This window comes from Actinomycetospora sp. ABD4_176, assembly GCF_056311855.1.
Map to the genome: position 1 here is coordinate 1,078,368 of NZ_CM149974.1, position 24,889 is coordinate 1,103,256.

At 74.7% G+C, this 24,889-nt stretch carries 23 protein-coding genes; 8 read left to right on the top strand and 15 right to left on the bottom strand.

Annotated elements, in window-relative coordinates:
* Positions 1-17 precede the first annotated feature (17 nt).
* The 3 genes from ACYX4T_RS05285 to metH form a co-directional block, all read right to left on the bottom strand.
* Positions 18-281, bottom strand: a complete 264-nt coding sequence (locus ACYX4T_RS05285) for a phosphoribosyl-ATP diphosphatase (RefSeq protein WP_476013524.1) — start codon at positions 279-281, stop codon at positions 18-20.
* A gap of 81 nt (positions 282-362) precedes the next feature.
* Positions 363-1,073 carry an HAD family hydrolase gene (locus ACYX4T_RS05290; RefSeq protein ID WP_476015187.1) on the bottom strand — a complete coding sequence of 237 codons (711 nt, stop codon included), beginning with the start codon at positions 1,071-1,073 and terminating at the stop codon, positions 363-365.
* Positions 1,070-4,615 (bottom strand): methionine synthase, encoded by a 3,546-nt coding sequence (gene metH / locus ACYX4T_RS05295; protein ID WP_476013525.1) that lies wholly within the window; start codon positions 4,613-4,615, stop codon positions 1,070-1,072. The genes ACYX4T_RS05290 and metH overlap by 4 nt, the downstream gene beginning before the upstream one ends.
* Positions 4,616-4,743: 128 nt before the next feature.
* Between metH and ACYX4T_RS05300 the strand changes: the two genes are divergently transcribed.
* Positions 4,744-5,622 carry a PAC2 family protein gene (locus tag ACYX4T_RS05300; RefSeq protein ID WP_274234446.1) on the top strand — a complete coding sequence of 293 codons (879 nt, stop codon included), beginning with the start codon at positions 4,744-4,746 and terminating at the stop codon, positions 5,620-5,622.
* On the top strand, positions 5,619-6,755 hold the full coding sequence (locus tag ACYX4T_RS05305; protein ID WP_476013526.1) for an MFS transporter: 1,137 nt from the start codon (positions 5,619-5,621) through the stop codon (positions 6,753-6,755). The genes ACYX4T_RS05300 and ACYX4T_RS05305 overlap by 4 nt, the downstream gene beginning before the upstream one ends.
* Before the next feature lie 28 nt (positions 6,756-6,783).
* Here ACYX4T_RS05305 and ACYX4T_RS05310 read toward each other — a convergent pair whose 3' ends face one another.
* The 6 genes from ACYX4T_RS05310 to ACYX4T_RS05335 all read right to left on the bottom strand — a co-directional run bounded on the left by ACYX4T_RS05310 (position 6,784) and on the right by ACYX4T_RS05335 (position 14,899).
* Positions 6,784-7,998 (bottom strand): MFS transporter, encoded by a 1,215-nt coding sequence (locus ACYX4T_RS05310; RefSeq protein ID WP_476013527.1) that lies wholly within the window; start codon positions 7,996-7,998, stop codon positions 6,784-6,786.
* Between the two features lie 39 nt (positions 7,999-8,037).
* Positions 8,038-9,495 carry a type VII secretion protein EccB gene (gene eccB / locus ACYX4T_RS05315; RefSeq protein WP_476013528.1) on the bottom strand — a complete coding sequence of 486 codons (1,458 nt, stop codon included), beginning with the start codon at positions 9,493-9,495 and terminating at the stop codon, positions 8,038-8,040.
* Positions 9,496-9,525: 30 nt separating this feature from the next.
* Positions 9,526-9,882, bottom strand: coding sequence for a DUF2237 family protein (locus ACYX4T_RS05320; protein WP_476013529.1), 357 nt, complete (start codon positions 9,880-9,882; stop codon positions 9,526-9,528).
* Between the two features lie 66 nt (positions 9,883-9,948).
* Complete coding sequence (gene mshC / locus ACYX4T_RS05325; RefSeq protein WP_476013530.1) at positions 9,949-11,199, bottom strand: cysteine--1-D-myo-inosityl 2-amino-2-deoxy-alpha-D-glucopyranoside ligase; 1,251 nt, start codon at positions 11,197-11,199, stop codon at positions 9,949-9,951.
* Between the two features lie 297 nt (positions 11,200-11,496).
* On the bottom strand, positions 11,497-13,473 hold the full coding sequence (locus ACYX4T_RS05330) for a vWA domain-containing protein (protein WP_476013531.1): 1,977 nt from the start codon (positions 13,471-13,473) through the stop codon (positions 11,497-11,499).
* Positions 13,463-14,899: an ATP-binding protein gene (locus ACYX4T_RS05335; protein ID WP_476013532.1), complete on the bottom strand. Its 1,437-nt coding sequence runs from the start codon at positions 14,897-14,899 to the stop codon at positions 13,463-13,465. The genes ACYX4T_RS05330 and ACYX4T_RS05335 overlap by 11 nt, the downstream gene beginning before the upstream one ends.
* A 207-nt stretch (positions 14,900-15,106) precedes the next feature.
* Between ACYX4T_RS05335 and ACYX4T_RS05340 the strand changes: the two genes are divergently transcribed.
* From ACYX4T_RS05340 to ACYX4T_RS05355, 4 genes are all read left to right on the top strand, one after another.
* The gene (locus tag ACYX4T_RS05340) at positions 15,107-15,631 is read left to right on the top strand and encodes an excalibur calcium-binding domain-containing protein (protein ID WP_476013533.1); all 525 of its coding nucleotides are present in this window, start codon (positions 15,107-15,109) and stop codon (positions 15,629-15,631) included.
* The gene (locus ACYX4T_RS05345) at positions 15,628-16,278 is read left to right on the top strand and encodes a class F sortase (protein ID WP_476013534.1); all 651 of its coding nucleotides are present in this window, start codon (positions 15,628-15,630) and stop codon (positions 16,276-16,278) included. Before ACYX4T_RS05340 ends, ACYX4T_RS05345 begins: the two co-directional genes overlap by 4 nt.
* 34 nt (positions 16,279-16,312) lie before the next feature.
* Positions 16,313-17,059, top strand: a complete 747-nt coding sequence (locus tag ACYX4T_RS05350) for an SDR family NAD(P)-dependent oxidoreductase (RefSeq protein WP_476013535.1) — start codon at positions 16,313-16,315, stop codon at positions 17,057-17,059.
* 74 nt (positions 17,060-17,133) lie between these two features.
* Positions 17,134-17,943, top strand: coding sequence for an enoyl-CoA hydratase/isomerase family protein (locus ACYX4T_RS05355; RefSeq protein ID WP_476013536.1), 810 nt, complete (start codon positions 17,134-17,136; stop codon positions 17,941-17,943).
* Here the strand turns inward: ACYX4T_RS05355 and ACYX4T_RS05360 are convergent.
* From ACYX4T_RS05360 to ACYX4T_RS05385, 6 genes are all read right to left on the bottom strand, one after another.
* Positions 17,880-19,193 carry an MFS transporter gene (locus ACYX4T_RS05360; protein ID WP_476013537.1) on the bottom strand — a complete coding sequence of 438 codons (1,314 nt, stop codon included), beginning with the start codon at positions 19,191-19,193 and terminating at the stop codon, positions 17,880-17,882. The two genes, ACYX4T_RS05355 and ACYX4T_RS05360, sit on opposite strands and share 64 nt — an antisense overlap.
* On the bottom strand, positions 19,190-20,134 hold the full coding sequence (locus ACYX4T_RS05365) for an MBL fold metallo-hydrolase (RefSeq protein WP_476013538.1): 945 nt from the start codon (positions 20,132-20,134) through the stop codon (positions 19,190-19,192). Before ACYX4T_RS05365 ends, ACYX4T_RS05360 begins: the two co-directional genes overlap by 4 nt.
* Positions 20,135-20,216: 82 nt before the next feature.
* Positions 20,217-21,047, bottom strand: a complete 831-nt coding sequence (locus ACYX4T_RS05370; protein WP_476013539.1) for an SCO1664 family protein — start codon at positions 21,045-21,047, stop codon at positions 20,217-20,219.
* Between the two features lie 4 nt (positions 21,048-21,051).
* The gene (locus tag ACYX4T_RS05375; RefSeq protein ID WP_476013540.1) at positions 21,052-21,621 is read right to left on the bottom strand and encodes a DUF3090 domain-containing protein; all 570 of its coding nucleotides are present in this window, start codon (positions 21,619-21,621) and stop codon (positions 21,052-21,054) included.
* A 70-nt stretch (positions 21,622-21,691) separates the two neighbouring features.
* A complete protein-coding gene (locus tag ACYX4T_RS05380) occupies positions 21,692-22,435 on the bottom strand; it encodes a histidine phosphatase family protein (protein WP_476013541.1) in 744 nt (247 codons plus the stop codon).
* A gap of 50 nt (positions 22,436-22,485) precedes the next feature.
* Positions 22,486-23,334: an undecaprenyl-diphosphate phosphatase gene (locus tag ACYX4T_RS05385; protein ID WP_476015188.1), complete on the bottom strand. Its 849-nt coding sequence runs from the start codon at positions 23,332-23,334 to the stop codon at positions 22,486-22,488.
* A 102-nt stretch (positions 23,335-23,436) separates the two neighbouring features.
* Between ACYX4T_RS05385 and ACYX4T_RS05390 the strand changes: the two genes are divergently transcribed.
* Together ACYX4T_RS05390 and ACYX4T_RS05395 are read left to right on the top strand one after the other, a co-directional pair.
* Positions 23,437-24,426 (top strand): aldo/keto reductase, encoded by a 990-nt coding sequence (locus tag ACYX4T_RS05390; RefSeq protein WP_476013542.1) that lies wholly within the window; start codon positions 23,437-23,439, stop codon positions 24,424-24,426.
* Between the two features lie 149 nt (positions 24,427-24,575).
* Positions 24,576-24,776 (top strand): DUF5703 family protein, encoded by a 201-nt coding sequence (locus ACYX4T_RS05395; protein WP_476013543.1) that lies wholly within the window; start codon positions 24,576-24,578, stop codon positions 24,774-24,776.
* Positions 24,777-24,889 lie beyond the last annotated feature (113 nt).

The following is a 24,889-nucleotide window of genomic DNA, read 5'->3' on the forward strand; positions in this document are numbered from 1 at the left end:
CACCCCCGTGGTGTCGACTACAGGTGCTTGTAGACCTCGGCGAGCGTGAGCCCGCGGCCGAGCATGATGACCTGGACGCGGTAGAGCAGCTGGGAGATCTCCTCGGCCAGCTTCTCGTCGGTCTCGTACTCGGCCGCGATCCACACCTCGCCGGCCTCCTCGAGCACCTTCTTGCCCTGGGCGTGCACCCCGGCATCCAGAGCGGCCACGGTCCCGGATCCCGCCGGTCGGTCCCGCGCCTTGCCCTCGAGCTCGTCGAAGAGCTCCTCGAACGTCTTCACGTCGAGCCATCGTCGCACGGGTGCGGAACCGGTCGCACACTGCTGGCCCCATCCGGGGTGCGCCGAGCGGTCACCGTGCGCTCACCGTGCGCCGGCCCGCGACCGGTGGTCGTCGTTCCCCGCCAGCAGGGCCCCGCGCAGCTCGTCGACGGACAGTCCGACGAGGTCCGGCCGCAGCACCCGGCGCTCGCCCGGGGGTACGGGAACCTCCGAAGGGACCACGACGACGGTCGCGCCCGCGGCCACCGCCGAGCGCGTGCCGGTCGGCGAATCCTCCACCGCGACGCACGCGTCGGGTGCGACGCCCAGCAGGGACGCGGCCCGCAGGTACGGCGCGGGGTCCGGCTTGGTCGCCGACACCTCGTCGCCGCACACGGTGACGTCGAAGAAGCCCCGCCCGATGGTGTCCAGCGCGACGTCGGTCAGCTCGCGGTAGGTGCTGGTGACGAGCGCGGTCGGCAGCCCGGCCGCGCGCACCTCGCCGAGGGCCTCCCGGGCGCCGGGGCGCCACGGGAGGTCCTCGGCGAACAGCCGCTTGGTGCGCTCGAGCAGCCACCGCCCGTCGGTCGCGACGCCGTCCGGGTCGTCGGGGTCGAGGCCCGCGGCGGCGCGCACGGCCGAGACCGAGCGCGGCAGCGACGACCCGACGAGGTCCTCGCGCAGCGCGGCCGAGAGCTCGCCGCCGAGGTACGCGGCGAGGTCGGCCAGGGACACGTCCCACAGCCGCTCGGAGTCGACCAGCGTGCCGTCCATGTCCCACAGGACGGCCGCCAGCTCAGGCACGGAGATCAGGCATTGAAGTACTTGGCCTCCGGGTGGTGCACCACGAACGCGTCGGTCGACTGCTCGGGGTGCAGCTGGTCCTCGTCGGAGAGCTCGACGCCGATCCGCCCCGGCTGGAGGAGGTCGACGATCTTCGCCCGGTCCTCGACGTTCGGGCAGGCGCCGTAGCCCAGCGAGAAGCGGGCGCCGCGGTAGCCGAGCTTGAAGTACTCGTTGACGTCGGCCGGGTCCTGGTCGGCCATCGTCGAGCCGTCGGCGAACGTCAGCTCCTCGCGCACGCGACGGTGCCAGAACTCCGCCAGCGCCTCGGTGAGCTGCACGCCCAGGCCGTGCACCTCGAGGTAGTCGCGGTAGGAGTTGTCGGCGAACAGCGTGTTCGCGAAGTCCGCGATCGGCTGACCCATCGTCACGAGGTTCATCGGCATGACGTCGACGCCGCCGAGCTCGCGGGCCTCGTCGCGGGTCCGGAAGAAGTCGGCGAGGCACAGGCGCCGGTCGCGCTTCTGGCGCGGGAACGCGAAGCGGTGCAGCTCGCCGGCGTCGGGCTTGGCCTCGTCGAGCACGACGACGTCCTGGCCCTCGGAGATCACCGGGAAGTAGCCGGTGACCAGCGCGGCGTGGCTCGTGATGCCCTCGGACTGGAGACGGTCGAGCCAGTAGCGCAGGCGCGGGCGGCCCTCGGTCTCGACGAGCTCCTCGTACGACGGGCCCTCGTCGCCCTTCTGGCCGCGCAGGCCCCACTGCCCGAAGAAGGTGGCGCGCTCGTCGAGCATCGCCGCGAAGTCCGCCAGGCGCAGACCGCGCACGACCCGCGTGCCCCAGAACGGCGGCGTCGGGACCTCGAGGCGGCGCGCGACGTCGGAGACGGCGTCGGGGTCGAACGCGGGGTTCTCCTCGCCGGCCTCGGCCTCGCGCTTGGCCTTGATGCGCTCGGAGCGCTCGCGGCGCTCCTTGCGCTCGGCCATCTTGGCCTTCTCCTCCTCGGAGGGGCCCTCCCCGGTCATCACCGAGTCCATGAGCCGCAGGCCCTCGAACGCGTCCTTCGCGTAGCGGACGTCGCCCTGGTAGAGCTCGCCGAGGTCGTTCTCGACGTAGGAGCGGGTCAGCGCCGCACCACCCAGCAGCACCGGGTACTTCTCGGCGATCCCGCGGTCGTTCATCTCCTGCAGGTTGTCCTTCATGACCACGGTCGACTTGACCAGCAGCCCGGACATCCCGATCGCGTCGACCTTGTTCTCGTCCGCGGCCTCGAGGATCGCGTTGATCGGCTGCTTGATGCCGATGTTCACGACGTCGTAGCCGTTGTTGGACAGGATGATGTCGACGAGGTTCTTGCCGATGTCGTGGACGTCGCCCTTGACCGTCGCCAGCAGGATCTTGCCCTTGCCGGAGTTCTCGGTCGCCTCCATGTGGGGCTCGAGGTGGGCGACGGCCGCCTTCATCACCTCGGCCGAGGCGAGCACGAAGGGCAGCTGCATCTTGCCCGCGCCGAACAGGTCGCCGACGACCTTCATGCCGCCGAGCAGGTCGGTGTTGATGATCTCGAGCGGGTTCTTCTCCTGCATCCCGGCGTCGAGGTCCTCCTCGAGCCCGTTGCGGTCGCCGTCGATGATCCGCTGCGCGAGGCGCTCGAACAGCGGCATCGCGGCGAGCTTCTCGGCCCGCTCGTCCTTCGCCGACTGCGCCGACACGCCCTCGAAGAGGTTCATGAAGTGCTGCAGCGGGTCGTGCTTCTCGCGCCGGTCGTAGACGAGGTCGAGCGCGGCCTCGCGCTGCTCGGAGTCGATCTGCGAGAACGGCAGGATCTTGCTGGCGTTCAGGATCGCGGTGTCGAGACCGGCGTCGACGCACTCGTTGAGGAACACCGAGTTGAGCACCTGGCGCGCGGCCGGGTTGAGCCCGAACGAGATGTTCGACAGGCCGAGCGTGGTCTGGACCTGCGGGTAGCGCTCCTTGAGCTGCTTGATCGCGTTGATCGTCTCGATGCCGTCCTTGCGGACCTCCTCCTGACCGGTGGAGATCGGGAAGGTCAGGCAGTCGATGATGATGTCCTCGACCCGCATGCCCCAGTTCTCGACCAGGTCCTCGATGAGGCGGAAGGCCACGCGGGTCTTCCACTCCGCGGTGCGGGCCTGGCCCTCCTCGTCGATGCACAGGCCGACGACGGCGGCGCCGTGCTCGCGGACGAGGCGCATGATCTTCTGGAACCGCGAGTCCGGCCCGTCGCCGTCCTCGTAGTTCACCGAGTTGATCGCCGACCGGCCGCCGAGCTGCTCGAGCCCGGCCTGCAGCACCTCGGGCTCGGTGGAGTCGAGCACCACCGGCAGCGTCGAGGCCGTCGAGACGTCGTGGGCGAGGCGGTCCATGTCCGCCACGCCGTCGCGCCCGACGTAGTCGATGCAGAGGTCCATCCAGTGCGCGCCCTCGCGGGTCTGCGCCTTGGCGATGTCGACGCACTTCTCGTAGTCGTCCTCGACCATCGCCTCGCGGAACGCCTTCGAGCCGTTGGCGTTGGAGCGCTCGCCGATCATCAGCAGGCCCGTCTCCTGCCGGAACGGCACCGAGTGGTACATCGACGCGATGCCCGGCTCCGGCTGCGGGTTCCGCTCGGTGGGCGTGAGGTCGCGGCACTTCTCGGCGAGCGCGCGCACGTGGTCGTTCGTGGTGCCGCAGCAGCCGCCGACGAGCTGGAGGCCGTAGTCGGTGATGAACGAGGCGCAGTAGTCGGCGAGCTCGTCGGGCTGCAGGGGGTACTCGGGGCCGTTCGGGCCGAGCTCGGGCAGGCCGGCGTTGGGCATGACCGAAACCGGGATGCGGCTCTGGCGGCTCAGGGCGCGCAGGTGCTCGCTCATCTCGGCCGGGCCGGTGGCGCAGTTCAGGCCGATGCCGTCGATGCCGAGCGGCTCGAGGGCCGTCAGCGCGGCGGTGATCTCCGAGCCGACGAGCATCGTGCCGGTGAGCTCGACGGTGACGTGGCAGATGACCGGAACGCGCTTGCCGTACTGGTCCATCGCCCGGTACGCGCCGAGGATCGCGGCCTTGGACTGCAGGAGGTCCTGGCAGGTCTCGACGAGGATCGCGTCGGCGCCGCCCTCGAGCTGGCCGAGCACCGACTCGACGTAGGCGTCGCGCAGCTGCGCGAACGGCGCGTGGCCGAGCGTGGGCAGCTTGGTGCCGGGGCCGTTGGAGCCGAAGACGAAGCGCGGGCGGTCGGGGGTGGAGTACTCGTCGGCGGCCTGGCGGGCGATCTTCGTGCCCTCGAGGGCGAGCTCGCGGATGCGCTCGGGGATGTCGTACTCGTTGAGGTTCGGCCAGTTCGTGCCGAAGGTGTTCGTCTCGATCACGTCCGCGCCGGCGTCGAGGTGGCCCTGGTGGACCGCGAGCACGGCGTCGGGACGGGAGACGTTGAGGATCTCGTTGCAGCCCTCGAGCTGTTGGAAATCGTCGAGCGAGAGGTCCTGGTCCTGCAGCGCGGTTCCCATGGCACCATCGCCGATGAGGACCCCGGAGTGCAGAGCGGACAGAAAAGCAGACTCACTCGAAGTAGTCATCGAACGATCGTAACGTGATCGAGGAGCGGTCCCGGACGCACTGCGAGCCTCGTCACGACACGTAAGCTGGGCCGGTGTCAGTCTCCGACGACCCCGGGATCCCTGCTCGTGAGCTGTCGGACCCGGTCATGCTGTGCGCGTTCGAGGGCTGGAACGACGCGGGTGACGCCGCCTCCACCGCGGTCGAGCACCTCGCCCTGAACTGGGACGCCACCGAGCTGGGCGCGATCGACCCCGAGGACTACTACGACTTCCAGGTCTCGCGCCCCACCGTGCGCCTGGTCGACGGCATCAGCCGCGCCATCGACTGGCCGACCACCCGCTTCACGCTCTGCCGGCCGCCCGGATCCGAGCGTGACCTGGTGCTCGTGCGCGGCATCGAGCCGAACATGCGGTGGCGCTCGTTCGTCGCCGAGATCGTCGCGAAGGCCGAGGAGCTCGGCGTCACCACCGTCATCACGCTCGGCGCCCTGCTGGCCGACACCCCGCACACCCGCCCGGTGCCGGTGACCGGCTCGTCGTTCGACAAGGCCTCCGCCGCCCGCTACGGGCTCTCGAGCTCGCGCTACCAGGGCCCGACCGGCATCACCGGCGTGCTCAACGACGCCTGCGTGCAGGCGGGCATCCCCGCCATCTCGTTCTGGGCCGCCGTGCCGCACTACGTCTCGCAGCCGCCCGCGCCGAAGGCCACGATCGCCCTGCTCCAGCGCGTCGAGGAGGTCCTCGACGTCGAGGTGCCGCTGGGCGCGCTGCCCGAGCAGGCCGAGAAGTGGGAGCGCACCGTGTCCGAGATGGCCGACGAGGACGACGAGGTGCGCGAGTACGTCAAGGCCCTCGAGGAGGCCGGCGACGCCGAGACCGACCTCGAGGAGGCCTCGGGCGAGGAGATCGCCGCCGACTTCGAGCGCTACCTGCGCCGGCGCGGGCCGGGGAGCAGCGGCCAGGGTGGTCCCGGGGGCACGGCGGGCGGTCCGCCCGGTCCCGGCAAGGGCCCCTGGGAGCGGTGAGCGGCTCCTCCCCCTCCGCACCACCCCGCCCGGCGCTCGACCGCCTGCGGGTCGCGGCCCTCTACGCCGGGGGCTTCCTCGGCCCGTTCGGCGGCGGGATCACCGCGTCGATGCTGCCCGAGCTCGGCGCGGACCTCGGCCTCTCCCCCGCGGCGGCGTCCGCGTCGCTGACGGCGTACCTGCTGCCGTTCGCCCTGCTCATGCTCGTCTCTGGGACGCTCGGGCAGCGCTGGGGTGCGGCCCGGACGGTGCGGATCGCCTACGTCGCCTACGTGGTGGTGTCGCTGCTCGCGGCGGTGGCCGCCAGCGGGTGGCTCTTCCTCGGCGCGCGGGCGCTGCAGGGCGCGGCCAACGCGTTCACCACCCCGCTGCTGCTCGCGGCGCTCGCGACGGCGACCGCGCCGGAACGGCTCGGGCGCGCGCTCGGGGTGATGGGCTCGCTGCAGGCGGCCGGGATGACGTTCGCGCCGCTGGTCGGGGGGCTCGCCGCGGAGGTCGACTGGCGGGGCGCGTTCGTGGGTGTCGCCGTCGTCGCGGCCCTGCTCGCGGCGGCCGGGCTGCCCGCCGACGCCGCGGGCACCACCGAGCAGCGCCCGCGGCTGCGCGACGCCTGGCGCCCGTCGGTGCTGCGCCTCGGCCTGGTCGCGGGGCTCGCGTGGGGCGCGCTCGGTGGGCTGGCGTTCCTCGTGGCGCTGCGGGTCGAGGACGCGTTCGCCGTGGGCGCGGGGCTGCGCGGGGCGCTGCTCACGGGCTTCGGGATCGCCGGGCTGCTGACCGCGCGCGTGGTCGGCGGCGGCGTCGACCGCCTGGGGCCCGGGGTGCTCGTGCGCGCCGGCGCGGTCGGGGGCGCGCTGCTCGTGGCCGCGGTGGGGCTGCTGCCGTCGGTGGTGGCGATCGGGGCGGTGTGGGCGGCGGCGGGCGTCGCGGCGCAGTGCGTGCTGGTCGGCGTCAACACCCTCGTGCTGCGCGGGGGGACGGCCGGCGGGGTCTCGGTGGTCCAGGCGGGACGGTTCCTCGGGGCCGCCGCCGCGCCCGCGATCTTCCTCGGCCCCTATCACCTCTCCCCCGTCGCCGCCTTCGGCCTCGCGGGCGTGCTGCTCGTCGGGGCCGCGGTGCTCGTGCCGCGGCGGTGAGCTCCGCTGCCCCACCCCGGGCGGGCGCTCAGCGGGTGCCGAGGCGCCGGGCGGCGGGCAGGGCCAGGAGGGCGGCGACGATCGCGGCGGCGACGCCCAGCCCGGCGAGCGGGCCGGCGAGGCTGCCGCCGGCGGTGAGGCCGGCGAGGGCCGAGAGCAGGTAGGGCACCCCGAAGCCGAGGTAGGCGCAGGCGTAGAAGGTGCCGGTCAGGGCGCCGCGCTCGCTGGGCACGGCCAGGCGGGCGACGATCGCGAGCCCCGAGGCCAGGCACAGCCCGTAGCCCGCGCCGAGCAGCAGGGCGACGGGCAGCAGCAGCGGCCAGGCCGACAGCACCAGCGAGAGCAGGGCGAGCCCGAGCCCCAGCGCGCCGAGCCCGAGGCCCACCGGCCCCGACCAGGCGGCACCGAGCCGGCGCTGCAGCGGGGGCACCAGCGCGCCGGTGGAGAGCGTGACGCCGGCGACGATCCCCGCGACGGCCACCGCGACGCCGGACATCTGCGCGGTCAGCAGCAGCGGCAGCACCGTGACCGCCGTCGAGGGGAACGCGAACACCCCGAGCGCGATCGGCACCACGACCAGCACGAACGCCCACCGCGTCCCCGGCGGGACGCCGAGGTTGACGACGGGCCCGCTCGCCCGCCGGCGGTCGGGGCCGAGCGTCTCCGGGATGCCGGGCAGCAGCGCGACCGCGCCGACCATCAGCGCGACGTGCACGAGGTAGGGCAGCACGGTCGGCAGCACCACCCACTGCCCCATCAGCCCCGCGACCAGCGGGCCGAGGGCCCAGCCCATCGCCAGCGCGATCGTCGTCAGCCGGGCCGAGCGCCCGGGCTCGCCGACCAGCTCCCCCAGCCAGGCGGTGCCGACGCTGAACACCACCCCGGACACCGCGCCCTGCAGGAAGCGGCCGAGGAAGAGCACGAGCACCGACGAGCCGGCGGCGAGGAAGAGCACCGAGACCAGGCCGGCGAGCACGACGAACGGCACCACCACGGGCCGGCGACCGAGGCGGTCCGACGCCGGGCCGGAGAGCAGGAGCGCGGGGATGAGGCCGGCGGCGTAGACGCCGAAGGCGGCGGTGAGCGTCGTCGGGGCGAGCCCGAGCGTGTCCCGGTAGACCAGCAGCAGCGGCGTCGGGACGTTCGTGCCGAAGGCGACGACGAAGACGACCGTCCACAGCGCCCACGCCGGGGCGACCACGCGGCGCCGCGTCGAGCTCCGCACGTCCGCCGCGTCCGCCATGCCCCGCACCCTGCCGGATGCCGGGCCTCGGCGGGGGGTTCAGCGGGCCGTCTGCGCGGCGAGCGGATCGAGGGTCGGCCCGCGCGGCAGGAGATCGAGGACCGATCGGGGCGCCGGGCGCGGGACGCCGAGGCCGAGGGCGGCCACGGCGTCCGGGTCGGGGACGGCGAAGACGCGCCCGCCGGGGTCGACGAGGACGCCGGTCGCGGCGGCCCCGCCCGGGACTGCCGGACCCCCCGGGACGGCATCCCCGGGAACGGCATCTCCGGGGACCACGTACGCGCCGCCGCCCGCGACCCAGGCGCCGTCGAGCGGGGGCCCGACGAGGGGGGTCGGTTCCACCGGGCCGGGCAGCCCGGGCCCGGCGAAGACGGCGGTGGCGGCGGTCGTGTCGGCGGCGTCGGGGCGCGCGCAGACGGTGGTGGCCGTGTCGTAGGTGACGAGGCGCGGGAAGGTCGCGGGGTAGGCGGCGACGTCGACCACCGTGACCCGCGGGGCGTCGGCGAGGCGCCCGGCGGGCACGGCGGCGATGCCGGGGTCGGCGGCCGGGTCGGGGTTGGCGAACCTCGCCAGCTGCGCGACGACCGCCGGCACCTCCTGCACCCCCTCGGCGGCCACGAGGTGGAAGCGCGCGCCGTCCGGGCTGACGACGGCGCCCACGGGCACGCCGAGCGCGGCGGTGCGGGGCTCGGTGGGCGTCGTGCCGGTGCCGGGCACCGTGACCGGCCGCAGCGGCGGCGCCTCGGGCAGCGTGCCGAGGAAGGCCGGGCTCGCGGTGCGGGCGCGGGCGCCGGTGAGCTCGAGCCCACGCACGACCGAGCCGGCGTCCGGGGAGATCCGCGCGCGTCGCCCCTCGCTGACCAGCCAGAACCCTTCCGGCCCGCGCAGCAGCAGCGCCTCCTCGGCGCCGAGCGGGCGCCCGGGGGCGGGGAGCCCGCCGAGCGCGACGGTGGTGACGACGGGGTCGGCGGCCGGGTCGGGCACCGAGGGGTCGAGGACCGCGCGGTCGCAGACCGCCCACGCGTCGGCGACCGCGGCCGCCGGGTCGGGCAGCACCGCGGGTGCGCCGGGGATGCCGGCCGGCGCGGTGCGGGGGGCCTCGGCCAGCGCGTCGTCGCGCACCGGGACCGGCGGGCCGGCGAGGCCGCCCGCGTCCGGGGCGTTGCCGGCCGCCGCGGCGAGCAGGCGCGCGGAGGTCAGGTTGAGGGCGGGGACCAGGCGGTCGGGACCGTGGGCGACCGCGTAGAGCGCGCCCGAGGGCTCCCCGCGCACCACGGCCTCGTCGCGCCAGCCCTCGTCCCCGCGCACGAGGCCGACGACCGCGAAGCCGACGAGCGCCAGCACCCCGAGGACCGCGCCCACGAGCAGGGCGCGGTCCTGCCGCCGGCCCGGGTCGTGGCGCGGCGTGGGGTCGCGGCCGACCAGCGCCGACTCCAGGCGGCGCACCGCGAACCGGTGCGCCTGGACCTGGGTCGCGGTGGGCGGGTCCGACGGCACGGGGCGATGCCTACCGCATCGGCGCCCCGATCACTCGGCGATCCGGTGCTTCTCCAGGTCGGCGCGGTCGACCCACTCGAGCGTGCGGGCGTGGGTGGCCTCGAGGACGACGGGCGGGGCGACGCCGCCGTCGAGGGCCTCCTTCCAGCGCGTCGCGCACAGGCACCAACGGTCGCCGGGCTGCAGGCCGGGGAAGTTCGCGTCGGGTCGCGTGAGGTCGTTGCCCCGCTCCGCGGAGAACGACAGGAACTCCGCGGTGACGCGGGCGCACACCGTGTGCACGCCCGCGTCGTCGGGACCGGTCTCGCAGCAGCCGTCGCGGTAGAAGCCGGTCTTCGGGTCGTGACCGCAGTCGGCGAGCTCGCCGCCGAGAACGTTCTGAGCCATGGCCCCCGCGTACCCATGTAAGCACTTTCCGCCCCTATAGGGGCGGAAAGTGCTCACATCAGCTGGTCAGCGGAGCGTGACCCCCAGCAGCGCGTCCACGGCGTCGGCGACGCGGATCGGGCCGTCGGGCGTCCACCCGGTGGCGTCGCGGCGGGCGAGCACGTCGTCGGCCCAGGCGTCGAGCGCGGCCAGCGCGCCGGGGGTGTCGAGGTCGTCGGCGAGGTGGGTCCGCACCCGGGTGATCGTGTCCTCGGGGTCCGGCCCGGTCGGCGCGGCGGCGGCCTCGCGCCAGCGGTGCAGGCGGGCCTGGCCGGCGGTGAGGACGTCGGCGGTCCACGACCGGTCGCTGCGCCAGTGCCCCGCGAGAAGCGCCAGGCGGATGGCCATCGGGTCGACGCGGTCGCCGCGCAGGCGGGAGACGAAGACGAGGTTGCCCTTGGACTTCGACATCTTCTCGCCGTCGAGCCCGATCATCCCCGCGTGGCAGTAGTGCCGGGCCAGCGGGTGCGCGCCGGTGAGCGCCTCGGCGTGCGCCGAGCCGTACTCGTGGTGCGGGAAGGCGAGGTCGGAGCCGCCGCCCTGGACGTCGTACTGGTCGCCGAGGCGGTTGAGCGCGATCGCGGCGCACTCGACGTGCCAGCCGGGCCGGCCCTCGCCGAGGTCGGAGGCCCACGACGGCTCCCCGTCGCGGGCCATGCGCCACAGCAGGGCGTCGAGCGGGTCGCGCTTGCCGGGGCGGTCGGGGTCGCCGCCGCGTTCGGGGAAGATCTCGCGCATCCGCGCGTCGGAGTAGCGCGAGACGTAGCCGAAGTCCCGGGTCGCGGTGTGGTCGTGGTAGACGTCCGGGTACTGCTCGTCGTCGGCGCGGTAGGCCGCCCCGCTGGCCAGCAGCTTCCCGACCAGCTCGCTGATCTCGTCGACGGCCTCGACGGCGCCGACGAAGTCGCGCGGCGGGAGGATCCGCAGGGCCGCCATGTCCTCCCGGAACAGCGCGGTCTCCCGCATGCCGAGCACGATCCAGTCCTCGGAGTCGCGGTCGGCGCGCTCGAGCAGGGGGTCGTCGATGTCGGTGACGTTCTGGACGTAGTGCACGTCGTGGCCGGCGTCGAGCCAGAGGCGGTTGATGAGGTCGAACGCCAGGTAGGTCGCCGCGTGGCCCAGGTGGGTCGCGTCGTAGGGCGTGATGCCGCAGACGTACATCCGCGCGGTCGACCCGGGCGCGGTCGGCCGGACCCCGCCGCTGGCGGTGTCGTGGAGGCGCAACGGGGGCGCACTGCCCGGGATCCGCGGGACGTCGACCGGTGACCACGCTCGCATGACCCCGAGCCTATGCCCGCCCGCGGGGAGAAGGCCGGTGCTGGTGGCGAACCGCTCGCCGGGGGTGACGCGAAGGAGAGGGCGGGACCCCGGCCGGGTCCTGTCGACGGGGCACGGCGTGGGCGAGCACGCCGGCCCCGCACGGGATGACGGACCCGGCCGGGGTGGCCAGGAGCCGCGGGGGGGATCGGCTCCAGCCACGACCGAGCGTACGCGGTGTCGCGCCCCGTGGTCGTGCCGCCCGGTTGCGCGCCATTCGTTCACCCGGACGGGCTGGTCACCTGTCCGCTGATGCGCTCAGCGTCGTCGGCGACTCGCGAGGTAGTCGCTCACCACGGCGGCTCCGAGCCCGTCGAGGTCCGGGTTGACCACCCGCCCGCCCGCCCGGCGGGCCACGAGGTCGACGAACGCCTCGAGCCGCGGGTCCTCGCCGAGCATGAACACGGTCATCGCCGCGTTCAGCCGGGCGAGCGCGTCGACCTCCCCGAGCGTCGCCCGCAGCGTCTCCGGGCTCGGTGGGTAGTCGAACACCGCGTGCCCGTCGGGCTCGAGGTGCGCGGTCGGCTCGCCGTCGGTCACGACCAGGACGACCGGCGCCGCGTCGGCGTTCTTGCGCAGGTGCCGGCCGGCCAGCAGCAGCGCGTGGTGCAGGTTCGTGCCCTGCTCCCACGCCCCCTCCAGGGCGGTCAGCTCGCCGAGCTCGACCTCCTTGGCGTGCCGGCCGAACGTGACGAGCTGCAGGGCGTCGCCCCGGAACCGCGTCGAGACGAGGTGGTGCAGCGCCAGCGCGGTGCGCTTCATCGGCACCCAGCGCCCGTCGGCCACCATCGACCACGACGTGTCGACGCACAGCGCCACGGCCGCGCGGGTGCGCTGCTCGGTCTCGACGATCTCGACGTCGGTGACGTCGAGCGTCCGCGGGTCGCCCGAGGCGTGCCGCATCTCGGCGTTGAGCAGTGTCCGCGGCACGTCCCACTGCTCCGTGTCGCCGAACGACCAGGGCCGCGTGGCGCCGGTGGCCTCCCCCGCCGCGCCCGAGCGCTGCGTCTCGCGCTCGCCGCGCCGGGTGGACAGCGACCCCACCACGTCGCGCAGCGACGACTGCCCGAGCTGGCGCAGCGCCTTCGGCGAGAGCATCAACGAACCGTCGGCCGCGCGCTGGAACACGCCCTGGCGTTCGAGCTCGCGCTGGAGCTCCGCGAGCCGTTGCGCGTCGACGCGCGCCTGCTCACCCAGCGTGGCCTCGAGCGCCTCGAGGTCGATGTCCTCCATGCGCGCGCCCGGGTAGGACTGCGAGAGCTGCTCGGCCAGGGCGTCCATCTGCCCGAGCTCCTCCATGGCCCGGGTCGCCTCGCCCATGCCGAGCGGGTCCTCGCCGCGGAAACGGCCGCGCCCCTGCCAGTCCTCGCCGGGACGCAGGCCCTGCAGCTGCTGGTCGAGACGCCCGAGCTGCTCGGCCAGCCGCGGGTCGCCGAAGGCCTGCTGCATGAGGCCCTCGAGCTCGGCGCGCTGCTCGGCCGACAGCGAGTTCATCATCCGCTGCGCTGCCGCCGAGCGCTCCGCGAGCAGGTCGACGAGCTCGTCGGTGGTCTGCGGGTTCTCCGGGAAGAACTGGCCGTGCTTGCCCATGAACTCGCGGAACTGGTCCGTCGTGTCCTCGCCGCGACCGTGCGCGTCGAGCAGGTCGTTGAGGTCCGAGATCATCTCCCGGACGCGCTCGACGTCCTCGGGCGTCGCGTTCTCCATCGCCTGCTTCATGCCCTGGAAGCGCTGGTCGAGCGCCTCCCGGCCGAGCAGGTCGCGGATCTGCTCGTAGGCCTGGCGCGCCTCGGCGTTGCGCCAGTCGTAGTCCTCGAGCTCGCGCACCGCCCCCGCCGGCGAGGGCGGCAGCGCGTCGAGCTGCATCTCGCGGAAGCGCGCGTCGTCGGAATCCTCGGCCTGCAGCGAGTTCCGCTCGGCCTCCAGCGCCCGCTCCAGGAGCTCGCGGACCTCCTGCAGGGTGCCGTCGAGACGGTGGGTGCGCTGCAGCCGGCTGCGGCGCTCGTTGAGCCGGCGCATGAGGTCGTCGAGACCCCGCTGCTCACCCAGCCCGCGGCGCATCAGCTCCTGCATCGCCTGGCGCGGCGACGTGCCCTCCATGACGTCGCGGCCGAGCTCGTCCATCGCCTCGCGCAGGTCGAACGGCGGGGCGAGCGGGTCGGGGCCGTCGTCGAACCGGCCGTAGGAGTAGCGACCCGACCCCGGTCCGGTCGGGCCTGCCGGATCAGCCGCCATAGGCCACCGTCCCCGCGTCCTCGTCGTCGTCCTTGGCCAGCTTGCGGGTGAGGTAGAGGTGCTCGAGCGCGAGCTCGACGGCGCTGGCCAGCGGCCCGGGGGCCTCCGTGCCGGCGGCGCCGAGGCGCTCGGCCACGGTGTAGACCACCGAGATCGACGGCAGGGCGTCGACGACCTGGCGGGCAGCCACGCGGTCGCCGGTGACCACGCGCCGCGAGCCCTCGAGGGCCGAGACGCCGTCGGCGAGCGGGGCCAGGTCGACCCCGGCCAGGCGGGCCCGGGCGGTCTCGGTGATCGAGCGGCGCAGCAGGTGCGTGAGGAGCTCGGCCTCGCGGCCCTCCTCGCCGGACTCGAACTCGAGCTTGCCGCGCAGCACCGGCGGCACGGCCTCGAGATCGACGGGCCGGGCGACGGCAGCCTCCTCGCCGGTCACCGCGGCACGGCGCAGCGCCGCGGCCGCGACGGTCTCGGCGGCGGCGATGGTGAAGCGGGCGGACACGCCGCTGCGCTGGTCGACCGCGCCGGACTGGCGCAGGTGGCGGGTGAAGCGCGCGAGCACCTCGACGAGGTGGTCGGGCACCTCGGCGACCAGGTGGGCCTCCTGGCGGACCAGGGCGACCTCGCCGGCGACCTCGAGCGGGTAGTGGGTGCGGACCTCGGCGCCGAACCGGTCCTTGAGCGGGGTGATGATCCGCCCGCGGTTGGTGTAGTCCTCGGGGTTGGCGCTCGCCACGAGCATGACGTCCAGCGGCAGGCGCAGCGTGTAGCCGCGCACCTGGATGTCGCGCTCCTCCATGACGTTGAGCAGCGCGACCTGGATGCGCTCGGCGAGGTCGGGTAGCTCGTTGATCGTCACGATGCCGCGGTGCGCGCGCGGCACGAGGCCGTAGTGGATCGTCTCGGGGTCGCCGAGGCTGCGGCCCTCGGCGACCTTGACCGGGTCGACGTCGCCGATGAGGTCGGCGACGGAGGTGTCCGGCGTCGCGAGCTTCTCGGCGTAGCGCTCGTCGCGGTGGCGCCAGGTGATCGGGAGGTCGTCGCCCAGCTCGGCGACCCGTCGTCGGCTGGCCGGGATGATCGGCTCGGTGGGGTGCTCGCCCAGCTCGGAACCCTCGATCACGGGCGTCCACTCGTCGAGCAGGTTCTGCAGGCTGCGCAGCAGCCGCGTCTTGCCCTGGCCCCGCTCGCCGAGCAGCACCACGTCGTGTCCGGCGAGGACCGCGCGCTCGAACTGCGGGAGCACGGTCCGGTCGAACCCGACGATCCCCGGCCAGGGGTCCACACCGTCCCGCAGGCGGGCCAGCAGGTTGCCACGCAGCTCGGTCCGCACGCTGCGGGCCGTCGCCGCCGGGTGGCCGCTGCGGGCCAGCTCACCGGCGGTGGTGGGGAGATCGGTGGGAACGGAAGGAGCAGAGGTGGAGCTCACCTCCCCCACGCTACGACGACGATCGCGATCCGGCCGCCGCGAGCGGGGTACGGACGGTCCCACCCGGGACCGGCAAACGGACCCGGGCGACGAATCCCCCGAAGGTGGGCCGCGACGCGCCGTCACGCTGCGTGCTCCCTCGACACTCACCGGAGTTGACTGCGGGCTCTCCCCCGCGCGGGGCGGGGGTGGACGTCGGGGGAGAACATGACGCGATCCGTGGTGGCGGCCGGGTTGGCGGCCGGGGTGGTGGCCGGGATGTCGACCATCGTTCTGCTGGGCGGGGCCGGGCCCGCACTGGCCGCACCGTCCGTGGACTACGCGACCTGCGCCGAGGCCTTCGCCGCCGGCGTGTCGACCATCCCGGCGGGCGCTCCGGGCTACCGGCCCGCGCTCGACCGCGACGACGACGGGTTCGCCTGCGACCGCGGCGACCCGGCGAACACGGCCGGGGCGGAGCCGGTCGCGGACGAGGCGGTCGCGAACGAGGTGATCGCCGACGAGGAGGCGACCGGGACCGAGGAGGTCCCCGACGGCGGGCAGGTGTCGGTGATCCCGGTGGGCGCCGCGCCGACCGGTGACGGGTCGCGCGCCGACGTCGTCGCAGAGGTCACCGAGCCCGAGGACGGGCTGGTCACGACGTCGGTGGCCTGGTGGTGGGCGATCGGGCTCGTGCTGGTGACGGTGGGCACGCTGCGCACCCGGCACGCCCGGCCGACGCCGCGGCGGTGAGCCGGCACCGCCGTGCGCGCCGGGGCCGCCCGCTCCCGGCTCCCGACTCCTCGCCCCTGGTTCGGGCGCTCGCCGTGCTCGCCTTCGTGCTGGCCGCCGCCTGCGCGGCGATGGGCGTGGCGACCGCGGCGCGCGCCGACCCCTGCCCGCCGGCGACGGCGCCGTGGCGCGCCGACCCGTCGCCGATGCCCGCATCCGAGCCGGTGGCGCTGACCGTCGACCGGATCGACGCGTGCTCCTCGCTCGTGCCGGTCGGGGTGGACGAGCGGCGGCGGATCGAGGTGCCCTCGGTGCACACACCCGAGCAGGCCGCCTGGTATCGCCTCGGCCCGACACCGGGCGAGCGCGGGCCCGCGGTGCTCGTCGGGCACGTCGACGGCGACGGGCGGCGCGGGGTGTTCGCCGACCTCGCCGCGGCGACCGCGGGCGACCGGATCACCGTGGCCCGCCGCGACGGGTCGGTCGCGGTGTTCGCGGTGGTCGGGACGGTGCAGGTGTCGAAGAACTGGTTCCCGACCCGGGACGTCTACGGCGACACCGCCGGCCCCGAGCTGCGGCTGATCACCTGCGGCGGCGCGCTGGACCGCACCGACCGCTCGTACACGGACAACGTCATCGTCTCCGCGCGGCTGGTCGGTCGGGGCTGACGCCCGCTGCCCGTGCCGTGTCACGATCACCGGCATGGGCAGGCTGGACGGCAGGGTCGCCGTCGTCACCGGTGCCGGGCGGGGCATCGGCCGCGGGATCGCCGAGGTGCTCGCCGCCGAGGGTGCGACGGTGGTGGCCGCCGACCTCGACGGCACCGCCGCCGAGGGGACCGCCCGGGCCCTGGGTGGCGGGGCGACCGGCCTCGCCACCGACGTCGCCTCCCGCGCCTCGGTCGACGCCATGGTCGACGCCGTCCGCGAGCGGCACGGGCGCATCGACGTGCTGGTCAACAACGCCGGCATCGACGTCATCGGGCCCTTCGTCGACTCCGACCCCGCCGACTGGGACCGGATCATCGCCGTGAACCTCTACGGCGTCCTGCACACCTCCCACGCCGTCCTGCCGTTGATGGTGGCCCAGGGCGGCGGGCGGGTGGTCAACCTCGCCTCCGACGCCGGGCGCGTCGGCTCCTCCGGCGAGGCCGTGTACTCCGCCGCCAAGGGCGGGATCATCGCGTTCACCAAGACGACGGCGCGCGAGATGGCCCGGCACGGCATCGGCGTCAACTGCGTGAGCCCCGGCCCGACCGACACCGCGCTGCTCGCCGCGGTCACCGAGCACGACCCGAAGCTGCACGACGCGCTGGTGCGCGCGATCCCCCTGCGCCGGCTCGCGCAGCCGGCCGACATCGCGCACGCCGTCGCCTTCCTCGCCTCGCCCGAGGCCGCCTACATCACCGGCCAGACGCTGTCGGTCAGCGGCGGCCTGTCGATGAGCTGACCCCGATGAGCTGACCCCGGTGAGCCGACCCCGGTGAGCCGACCCCTGCCCGCGTGAGAGTCCCCGGAGGCCCCGTGTCCCTCGACGACTACCGGCAACTGACGTTCGAGCGCCGCGACCACGGCGTCCTGCTCATCACGATCGACCGGCCCGACAAGTACAACGCCGCCGACGAGGAGATGCACGGGGAGCTCGCGCGGGTGTGGCGCGACGTCGAGGCCGACCCGGACGTGCGCGTCGCGGTCATCACCGGCGCCGGCAAGGCGTTCTCCGCGGGCGGCGACCTCGCGATGGTCGAGCGGATCGCCGGCGACTACGACCGTGTCCAGCACATGCTGCGCGAGATGTCCGAGCTGGTCTACAACGTCATCGGCTGCGACAAGCCGATCGTCTCGGCGATCAACGGGGTGGCGGTCGGCGCCGGGGTGGTGGTCGCGCTGCTCGCCGACGTGGCGATCGCGGCCGAGGACGCGAAGCTCGGCGACGGGCACGTCAAGCTCGGTGTCGCGGCGGGCGACCACGCGGCGATCATCTGGCCGCTGCTCGCCGGGATGGCCAAGGCGCGCTACTACCTGCTCACCGGCGAGATGGTCACGGGCGCGGAGGCCGAGCGCCTCGGCATGGTCGCGAAGGCGCTGCCCCGCGACCAGGTCCTCGACGAGGCCCTGCGCGTGGCCGAGGTCCTCGCGACCGGCAGCCAGCAGGCCATCCGGCTCACCAAGCGCACCCTCAACAACTGGCTGCGCAGCGCCGGTCCGACGTTCGACCAGTCGGCGGCCTACGAGATGCTGACCTTCATGGGCCCCGACGTCGTCGAGGGCTACACCGCGCTGCGCGAGAAGCGCGCGCCGCGCTTCCCGTCGGCGGAGGACGGGACGCCCTGACCCGGCACCCGCCGGGACGCCCGGGCGATGCCGACCAGCGCGGCCGCCCACACCGGCACCTGCACCAGCATCGCCACGCGGAAGGCCTCGAGCGTGTAGGTGTCCGGGGTGCCCGCACCCTGCAGGTCGAGCGCGACACCGACGAGCAGCACGACCAGGACCGTCGAGACGAAGCCGCCGACGTTGACGATCCCCGACGCGCGCCCGATCCGCTGGGGCGGCACCGCGGCGCGGGCGATGTCGAAGGCGACGAGCGAGGCCGGTCCCCCGCCGCCGAGCACCACGACGTGCAGCACGAGCAGGGCGAGCGGCACGGGGCCGGGCCAGGCGAGCACGACGAGCCACATGACCGCCTGGGCCACGGTGGCGGCGACGACCAGCGTGACCCGGCGGTGCGGGAACCGACCGGCGAGCGTGCCGAGCAGCGGCCCGATGGCGATGCCCGCGACGACGTAGAGCGCGAGCAGGCCCCGGGCGGTGCCGCCCGTCAGTCCCTCGCCGCCGGTGAGGAACGGGAAGCCCCAGAGCAGCCCGAACGCGTTGCCGGGGAACGGGGACGCGAGGTGGCACCAGAACGCCAGCCGCACCCCCGGCTCGCGCAGGGCCGCGCCGAGGCCGCCCCGAGCGGCCGGGCCCGCCGGCGCGGGCGCCCCGGCCGGACCGTCGCGCACCACGGCGAGGACGAGCACGGCGACGAGCACCGCGGTGCCGCCGGCGGCGAGGTAGGCGGGCGTCCAGCCGGACCCGACGACCAGGGCGGCGAGCGGTACCGCCGAGACCACCTGGCCGAGCTGGCCGAGGATGCCCGCGAGCTGGTTGTAGAGCGGCACGCGGCGCGCCGGGAACCACGACGGGATGAGGCGCAGGACGCTGACGAAGGTCACCGCGTCGCCGGCGCCGACGAGCATCCGCCCGGCCACGGCGAGCCAGAACGGCGCCGCGAGCGCGAGCACCACCTGTCCGGCGGCCACGAGCACGGCCCCGCCGGCGATCACCCGGCGGGGGCCGACGCGGTCGACGAGCACGCCCGCGGGGATCTGCAGGGCGGCGTAGACGGCGAGCTGCACCACCGCGAGCAGCGACAGCACGCCCGAGGAGACGTCGAAGCGCTCGGCGGCGGTGACCCCGGTCGCGGCGAGCGACGACCGGCCGAGCACCGCCGCGACGTAGGCGAGGACGGCGACGCCCCAGACGGCGAGGGCACGCCCGGAGCGGCGCGGGGGGACGACGCTGCTGGTCGGCGAGCTCACAGGACCCGCGTCCCGCCGATCGGGAGGTCCCAGAGGTCGGCCGGGTCCCGTCCCGCCCGGACCCACTCCTCGCGGACCCGCTCCAGCGGCTCGAGCACCGGCTCGCCGGAGAGCACGAACGTGCCCCAGTGGATCGGGACCACGTGGCGCGCGCCGAGGTCGCCGGCCGCGCGGACCGCCTCGGCGGGGTCCATGTGCACGCCGCGCAGGAGCCGGCGGGGCGCGTAGGCGCCGACCGGGAGCAGCGCGACCGCGATCTCGCGGTGCCGCGCGCCGATGCGCGCCGGGAAGGGCCCGTAGCCGGTGTCGCCGGCGTGCAGGACGCTGCGGCCGTCGGCGCCCGTGACGACCCAGCCGCCCCACAGGCGCCGGCAGGTGTCGAACAGGGTCCGCCGCGACCAGTGGTGGGCGGGGACGAACTCGACCCGCACCCCGCCGACCCGGGTGCCCTCCCACCAGTCGAGCTCGGTGACGTCGGTGAACCCCCGGCGGGCGAACCACGGCGCCGCGCCGCCCCCGACCAGGACGGGCGTGTCCCGCGGCAGTCGGCGCAGGGTGGGCGCGTCGAGGTGGTCGTAGTGGTCGTGGCTGAGCAGCACGGCGTCCAGCGGCGGCAGCTGCTCGGGCGCCAGGGCGGGCGGGGTGAGGCGGCGGCGCGCGCCGGGGATGCCGCCGGCGAGCACGGGGTCGACGAGCAGCGTCACGCCGTCGACGCGCAGCAGCGCCGATGCGTGGCCGAGCCAGGTCACCGCGATCTCGCCGGGCCCCGCGGGCGGGAGCGGCCGCGCGTCGACCACCGGCACCCGCGCGCCGTCGCGGCGGCCCTCGGCGCCCGGCATGGAGCGGGCCAGCTCGAGCACCTGCAGCGGGTTGAGCAGGCCCGCGGTGCGGCGGTGGTGGAAGTCGCGCGGCCAGCGCGGATCGCGGCGTGCGGACGGCACGGCGGGGCACCTCGGATCGGGGCTATGTGAGCACTTTCCGGCCCTATAGGCCCGGAAAGTGCTCACATGGGGTCGGGACGGGTCAGAACGCGGGCCACGGGATCGGCGGCCAGCGGCCCCCGGGGGCGGGCAGCTCGTCCGCGTCGATGAGCCGCGAGACCCGCGAGCGCAGGGCGCTGACCTCGGCGCGGGTCAGGTGCTCGTGCAGCGTGTCGTCCAGTCCCGCCGGGTTCCCGGGCGAGAGCTTCGCCCGCAGCGTCCGCAGGCACTCGAGGACGTCGTCGGTCAGCGGCTCGCCCACCCAGCCCCACAGCACCGTGCGCAGCTTCTCCTCGCGGTGCAGGCAGATGCCGTGGTCGACGCCGTAGACGCCGCCGTCGAGGCCCGCGAGGACGTGCCCGCCCTTGCGGTCGGCGTTGTTGACGACCACGTCGAGGGCCGCCATCCGCCGCAGCGCCGGATCGTCGCGGTGCACGAGCAGCGCCGGGTCGCCGTCCATCCCGCGGGCCCGCAGCACGGTGCGCCATTCCTTGCCCACGTCCCGGGGCGAGAGGATGTCGACCAGCTCGCGCTCGTCGTCGGTCTCGATCCAGCGCTGCACCATGCCAGGCCCGAACGGCCCGTCGCGCAGCACCGTCGGGGGGACGACGCCGAAGCCCGCCGCCTCGCTGACCAGGTACGTCGCCACCTCGCGGCCGGCGAGCGTGCCGTCCGGGAAGTCCCAGAGGGGCCGCTCGCCGCGCACGGGCTTGTAGACGCACCGTTCCTCGACGCCGTTGGTCGAGATCGAGCACAGCAGCGTGGTGTTCGACGCCTCGGTGAGGCGTCCCTCCACCTCGATGCGCCCGTGGAGCAGCAGCTCCTCGGACTCCGAGGTGTCGGGTCGGTGGGTTCCGTTCCGCTCCGCGTCCACGCGCCTACTCGGGGGTGGTGACGCGGCGGAAGCCGTTCTGGCGCGGGCAGACGTGGCCCGCGGCGTCGAGCGGCTGGGTGCACAGAGGGCACAGGCGGCGACCGGCGGAGACGACCCGCTCGGCCCGCGTCGCGAACGCGCGGGCCCCGGCCGGCGAGAGGAACACGCGCAGCGCGTCGGGGCCCTCGTCGGTGTCGTCGAGGACGACCGACTCGTCGATCTCCTCCTCGGTGACCGCGAGCAGCTCGACGACGACGTTGCGGGACTCGGCGTCCCAGCCCAGGCCCATCGTGCCGACCCGGAACTCCTCCTCGACCGGCACCTCGAGCGGCGAGGTGTCGACCTCGTCCTCGGGCACGGAGACGGGGACCTCGGCGCCGAAGCGGCGCGAGACCTCCTCGAGCAGGGTGCCGATCCGCTCCGAGAGCACCGAGACCTGCTGCTTCTCCAGCAGCACGCTCACCTTCCGTGCCTGCTCGGTGGCCTGCAGGTAGAAGGAGCGTTCACCGGGCTGCCCGACGGTGCCGGCGACGAACCGGTCGGGCTGACGGAAGACGTGGATCACCCTGGGCATGGCATCTCGATCGTAGTTCTCCGGGCGGGGTGCCGCCGAGGGACGGTGTCTCCTGACGTCGACGGCCGTCTCATGCTACTCCCGTCGACCCCCCGACGGTGGCCTCCGCGGGGACGGCGTCGTCGCCCGCGGCGGCCGTGCTCCCGTCCCCGTCGGCCTCCCCCGTCTCCTCCGTGTCCGGCTTCGGGACCAGCGCGGACAGGTCCCCGCCGGTGTCGTTGACGCGCACCACGAAGGGTCGCGTGGGCGTGTAGCTGATCACGCTGACCGAGCTCGGGTCGACGACGATCCGCTGGAACGAGTCCAGGTGCAGGCCCAGCGCGTCGGCGACCGCGGCCTTGATCACATCGCCGTGACTGCACGCCACCCACAGCGCCTTCTCGCCGTGCTCGGCGCCGATCCGCGCGGCGTGGCGGCGGATCGCGGCGACCGCGCGGGCCTGCATCCCGGCCAGCCCCTCGCCGCCGGGGAACACCGCGGCGGACGGGTGCGCCTGGACGACCTTCCAGAGGTCCTCCTTGCCCAGCTCCCCGAGCTTGCGGCCGGTCCAGTCGCCGTAGTCGACCTCGGAGAGGTCCTCCTCCACCGTCGGCTCGAGCCCGCGGGCCTCGAGCAGCGGCGCGAGGGTCTCGCGGCAGCGCTGCAGGGGCGAGGTCACGGCGGCGGCCAGGGGCAGCTCGGCGAGACGGTCGACGAGCTTCTCGGCCTGGGACCGCCCGTGGTCGTCGAGGCCGACGCCCTCGGTGCGGCCCGCGAGCACGCCCGAGACGTTGGCCGTCGACCGGCCGTGGCGCAGGAGGATCACGGTGGTCACGGGGACCGACACTACGTGGGTTCCCACGGCCGCATCCCTGGGCCGGACCCTCAGGTGGCCGGCACGACCCCGTTGCTCACGGCGAGCAGCACGACCAGGCCGAGCAGCACGCGGTACCAGACGAAGACGTAGATCGTGTGGTTCTCGACGAAGCGCAGCAGCCAGGCGATCGAGGCGTAGCCGAGCGCGAACGCGATGAGCGTGGCGACGATCATCTGCGGGATGCTCGGCACCACCACGAGGCTGCCCTGCACGTCGGCGGCCGAGGGGTCGAGGATGTCGGGGATTTGGGTCAGCCCCGAGGCGAACACCGCGGGCAGCGCGAGCAGGAACGAGAACCGCACCGCGACCGCCCGCTCGAGCCCGAGGAAGAGGCCCGCGGTGATGGTGCCGCCCGAGCGGGAGACGCCGGGGATCAGCGCCATCGCCTGCGCGCACCCCATGACGAGCCCGTCGCGCAGCGTGAGCTGGTCGGGGCCCCGGCGCTGGCGCCCGTAGCGTTCCGCGGCGGCGAGGACCAGCGCGAAGATGATCAGCACAGCGCCGTTGAGGTACAGGTTGCGGGCCGGGCCCTTGATGGCGTCCTCGAACGCCAGGCCGAGCACGCCGATGGGGATCGAGCCGAGGATCACGTACCAGGCGAGCTTGTAGTCGTAGCCGCGTTCCTCGCGCCGGGCGAGGCCGACGAACCAGGCCCGGAGCAGGCGCCAGATGTCGGAGAAGAAGTAGATGAGCACCGCGGTCTCGGTGCCGAGCTGGGTGACCGCGGTGAAGGCCGCGCCCGCGTCGTTGCCGAAGAAGAACGCCGAGGTGATGCGCAGGTGCGCCGACGACGACACCGGCAGGAACTCGGTCAGTCCCTGCACGATGCCGAGGACCACCGCCTCGAGCCAGCCCATCGGGGCACCCGCCGTCACGGCGACGGACGGTAGTGCACCCGTCGTGACGTGACGGCGTGCCCCCGAGGGCTCGTCCGTGACCTCTTCGTAAGGTGGTTCCCCGTGGAGCAGCGACGCCTGGGCACGAGCGGGCTGCGGGTCTCGCGGCTGGCCCTGGGCACGATGAGCTGGGGCCGCGACACCGACGCCGACGAGGCGGGCGCGGCCCTGCTGGCCTTCCTCGACGCCGGCGGGACCCTCGTCGACACCGCGGACGTCTACGCCGGCGGCGAGGCCGAGAGGATCCTCGGCGGCCTCTTCGACGACGTCATCCCGCGCGGCGAGGTCGTGGTGGCGACGAAGGCGGGCGCCCGGCGCGAGGACGGCCCGTTCGGCGGGGGTGCCTCGCGGGCGGCCCTGCTGACGGCCCTCGACGACTCGCTCGACCGGCTCAACACCGACTACGTCGACCTGTGGCAGTTGCACGCCTGGGACGACGACGTGCCGCTGGAGGAGACGCTCGCCGCGCTCGACGTGGCGCTCACCACCGGGCGCGCCCGCTACGCCGGGGTCGCGAACTACGCGGGCTGGCAGGTCGCCTCGGCGGCGACGCGGCAGGCGCTGACGTCGTTGCCGCTGGTGTCGGTGCAGTCGGAGTACTCGCTGCTCGAGCGCTCGGTGGAGTCCGAGGTGCTGCCGGCCGCGGAGCACCACGGCCTCGGGCTGCTGCCGTGGGCGCCGCTGGGCCGCGGGGTGCTCACGGGCAAGTACCGCGAGGGCGTGCCCGCCGACTCCCGAGGCGCGTCGGAACACCTCGCCGGCTACGTCGCTCGGCACCGCACCGAGCGCACCGCGCGGATCGTGCAGGCCGTCGTGACCGCCGCGCACGGGCTGGGCACCTCGCCCCTGGCGGTCGCGCTCGCCTGGGTCCGCGACCGGCCCGGCGTCGTCGCCCCCGTCGTCGGGGCCCGCGACGGGGCGCAGCTGCTCGGGTCGCTGGCCGCCGAGGAGCTCGTGCTGCCCTCGGCGATCCGGGGCGCGCTCGACGACGTCAGCTCCCCGGTCGACCCCGACGTCGAGGACGAGGAGCCGGACCTCCCGCCCTGGGAGTGACGCGATCCAGGTCCCGCGACGCCGCGCGACGCGTGCGCGGGATGAGCGCCTGTGCGTACGGTGGTGCCCGCTCCGTCAGGTGTCTCGGAGGTGGTCGGCTCGTGAACGACGCTGGTGCCCGCGATGGCGGGGCTCTCGTGGGTTCGGCGGTGGTCGAAGGGGACTGGGAGTACCAGCCCGTCCGGCTGCCTCCGGACATCACACGGATCTCGGCCACGGTCCAGCTCGGCATCCGGGCCGAGTTCGGCGGCTGGGAGCTCGCCCGCACGCTGCTCTACGCCGACGGCACCCGGAAGGTGTGGCTGCGGCGCAAGCTCTCCCGATCGTTGGCGGCGGGGCTCGCGACCTGAGCGCCTCGGGGTGAGCCGGGCGCGGGTCCTGGCCCGGACCTGTGCGCAAGATCGCGTCGAGAACGACGCCGACCGGGATCGGTTCGCCGCGGCGGAGTCGTCGCAGCCGCGCG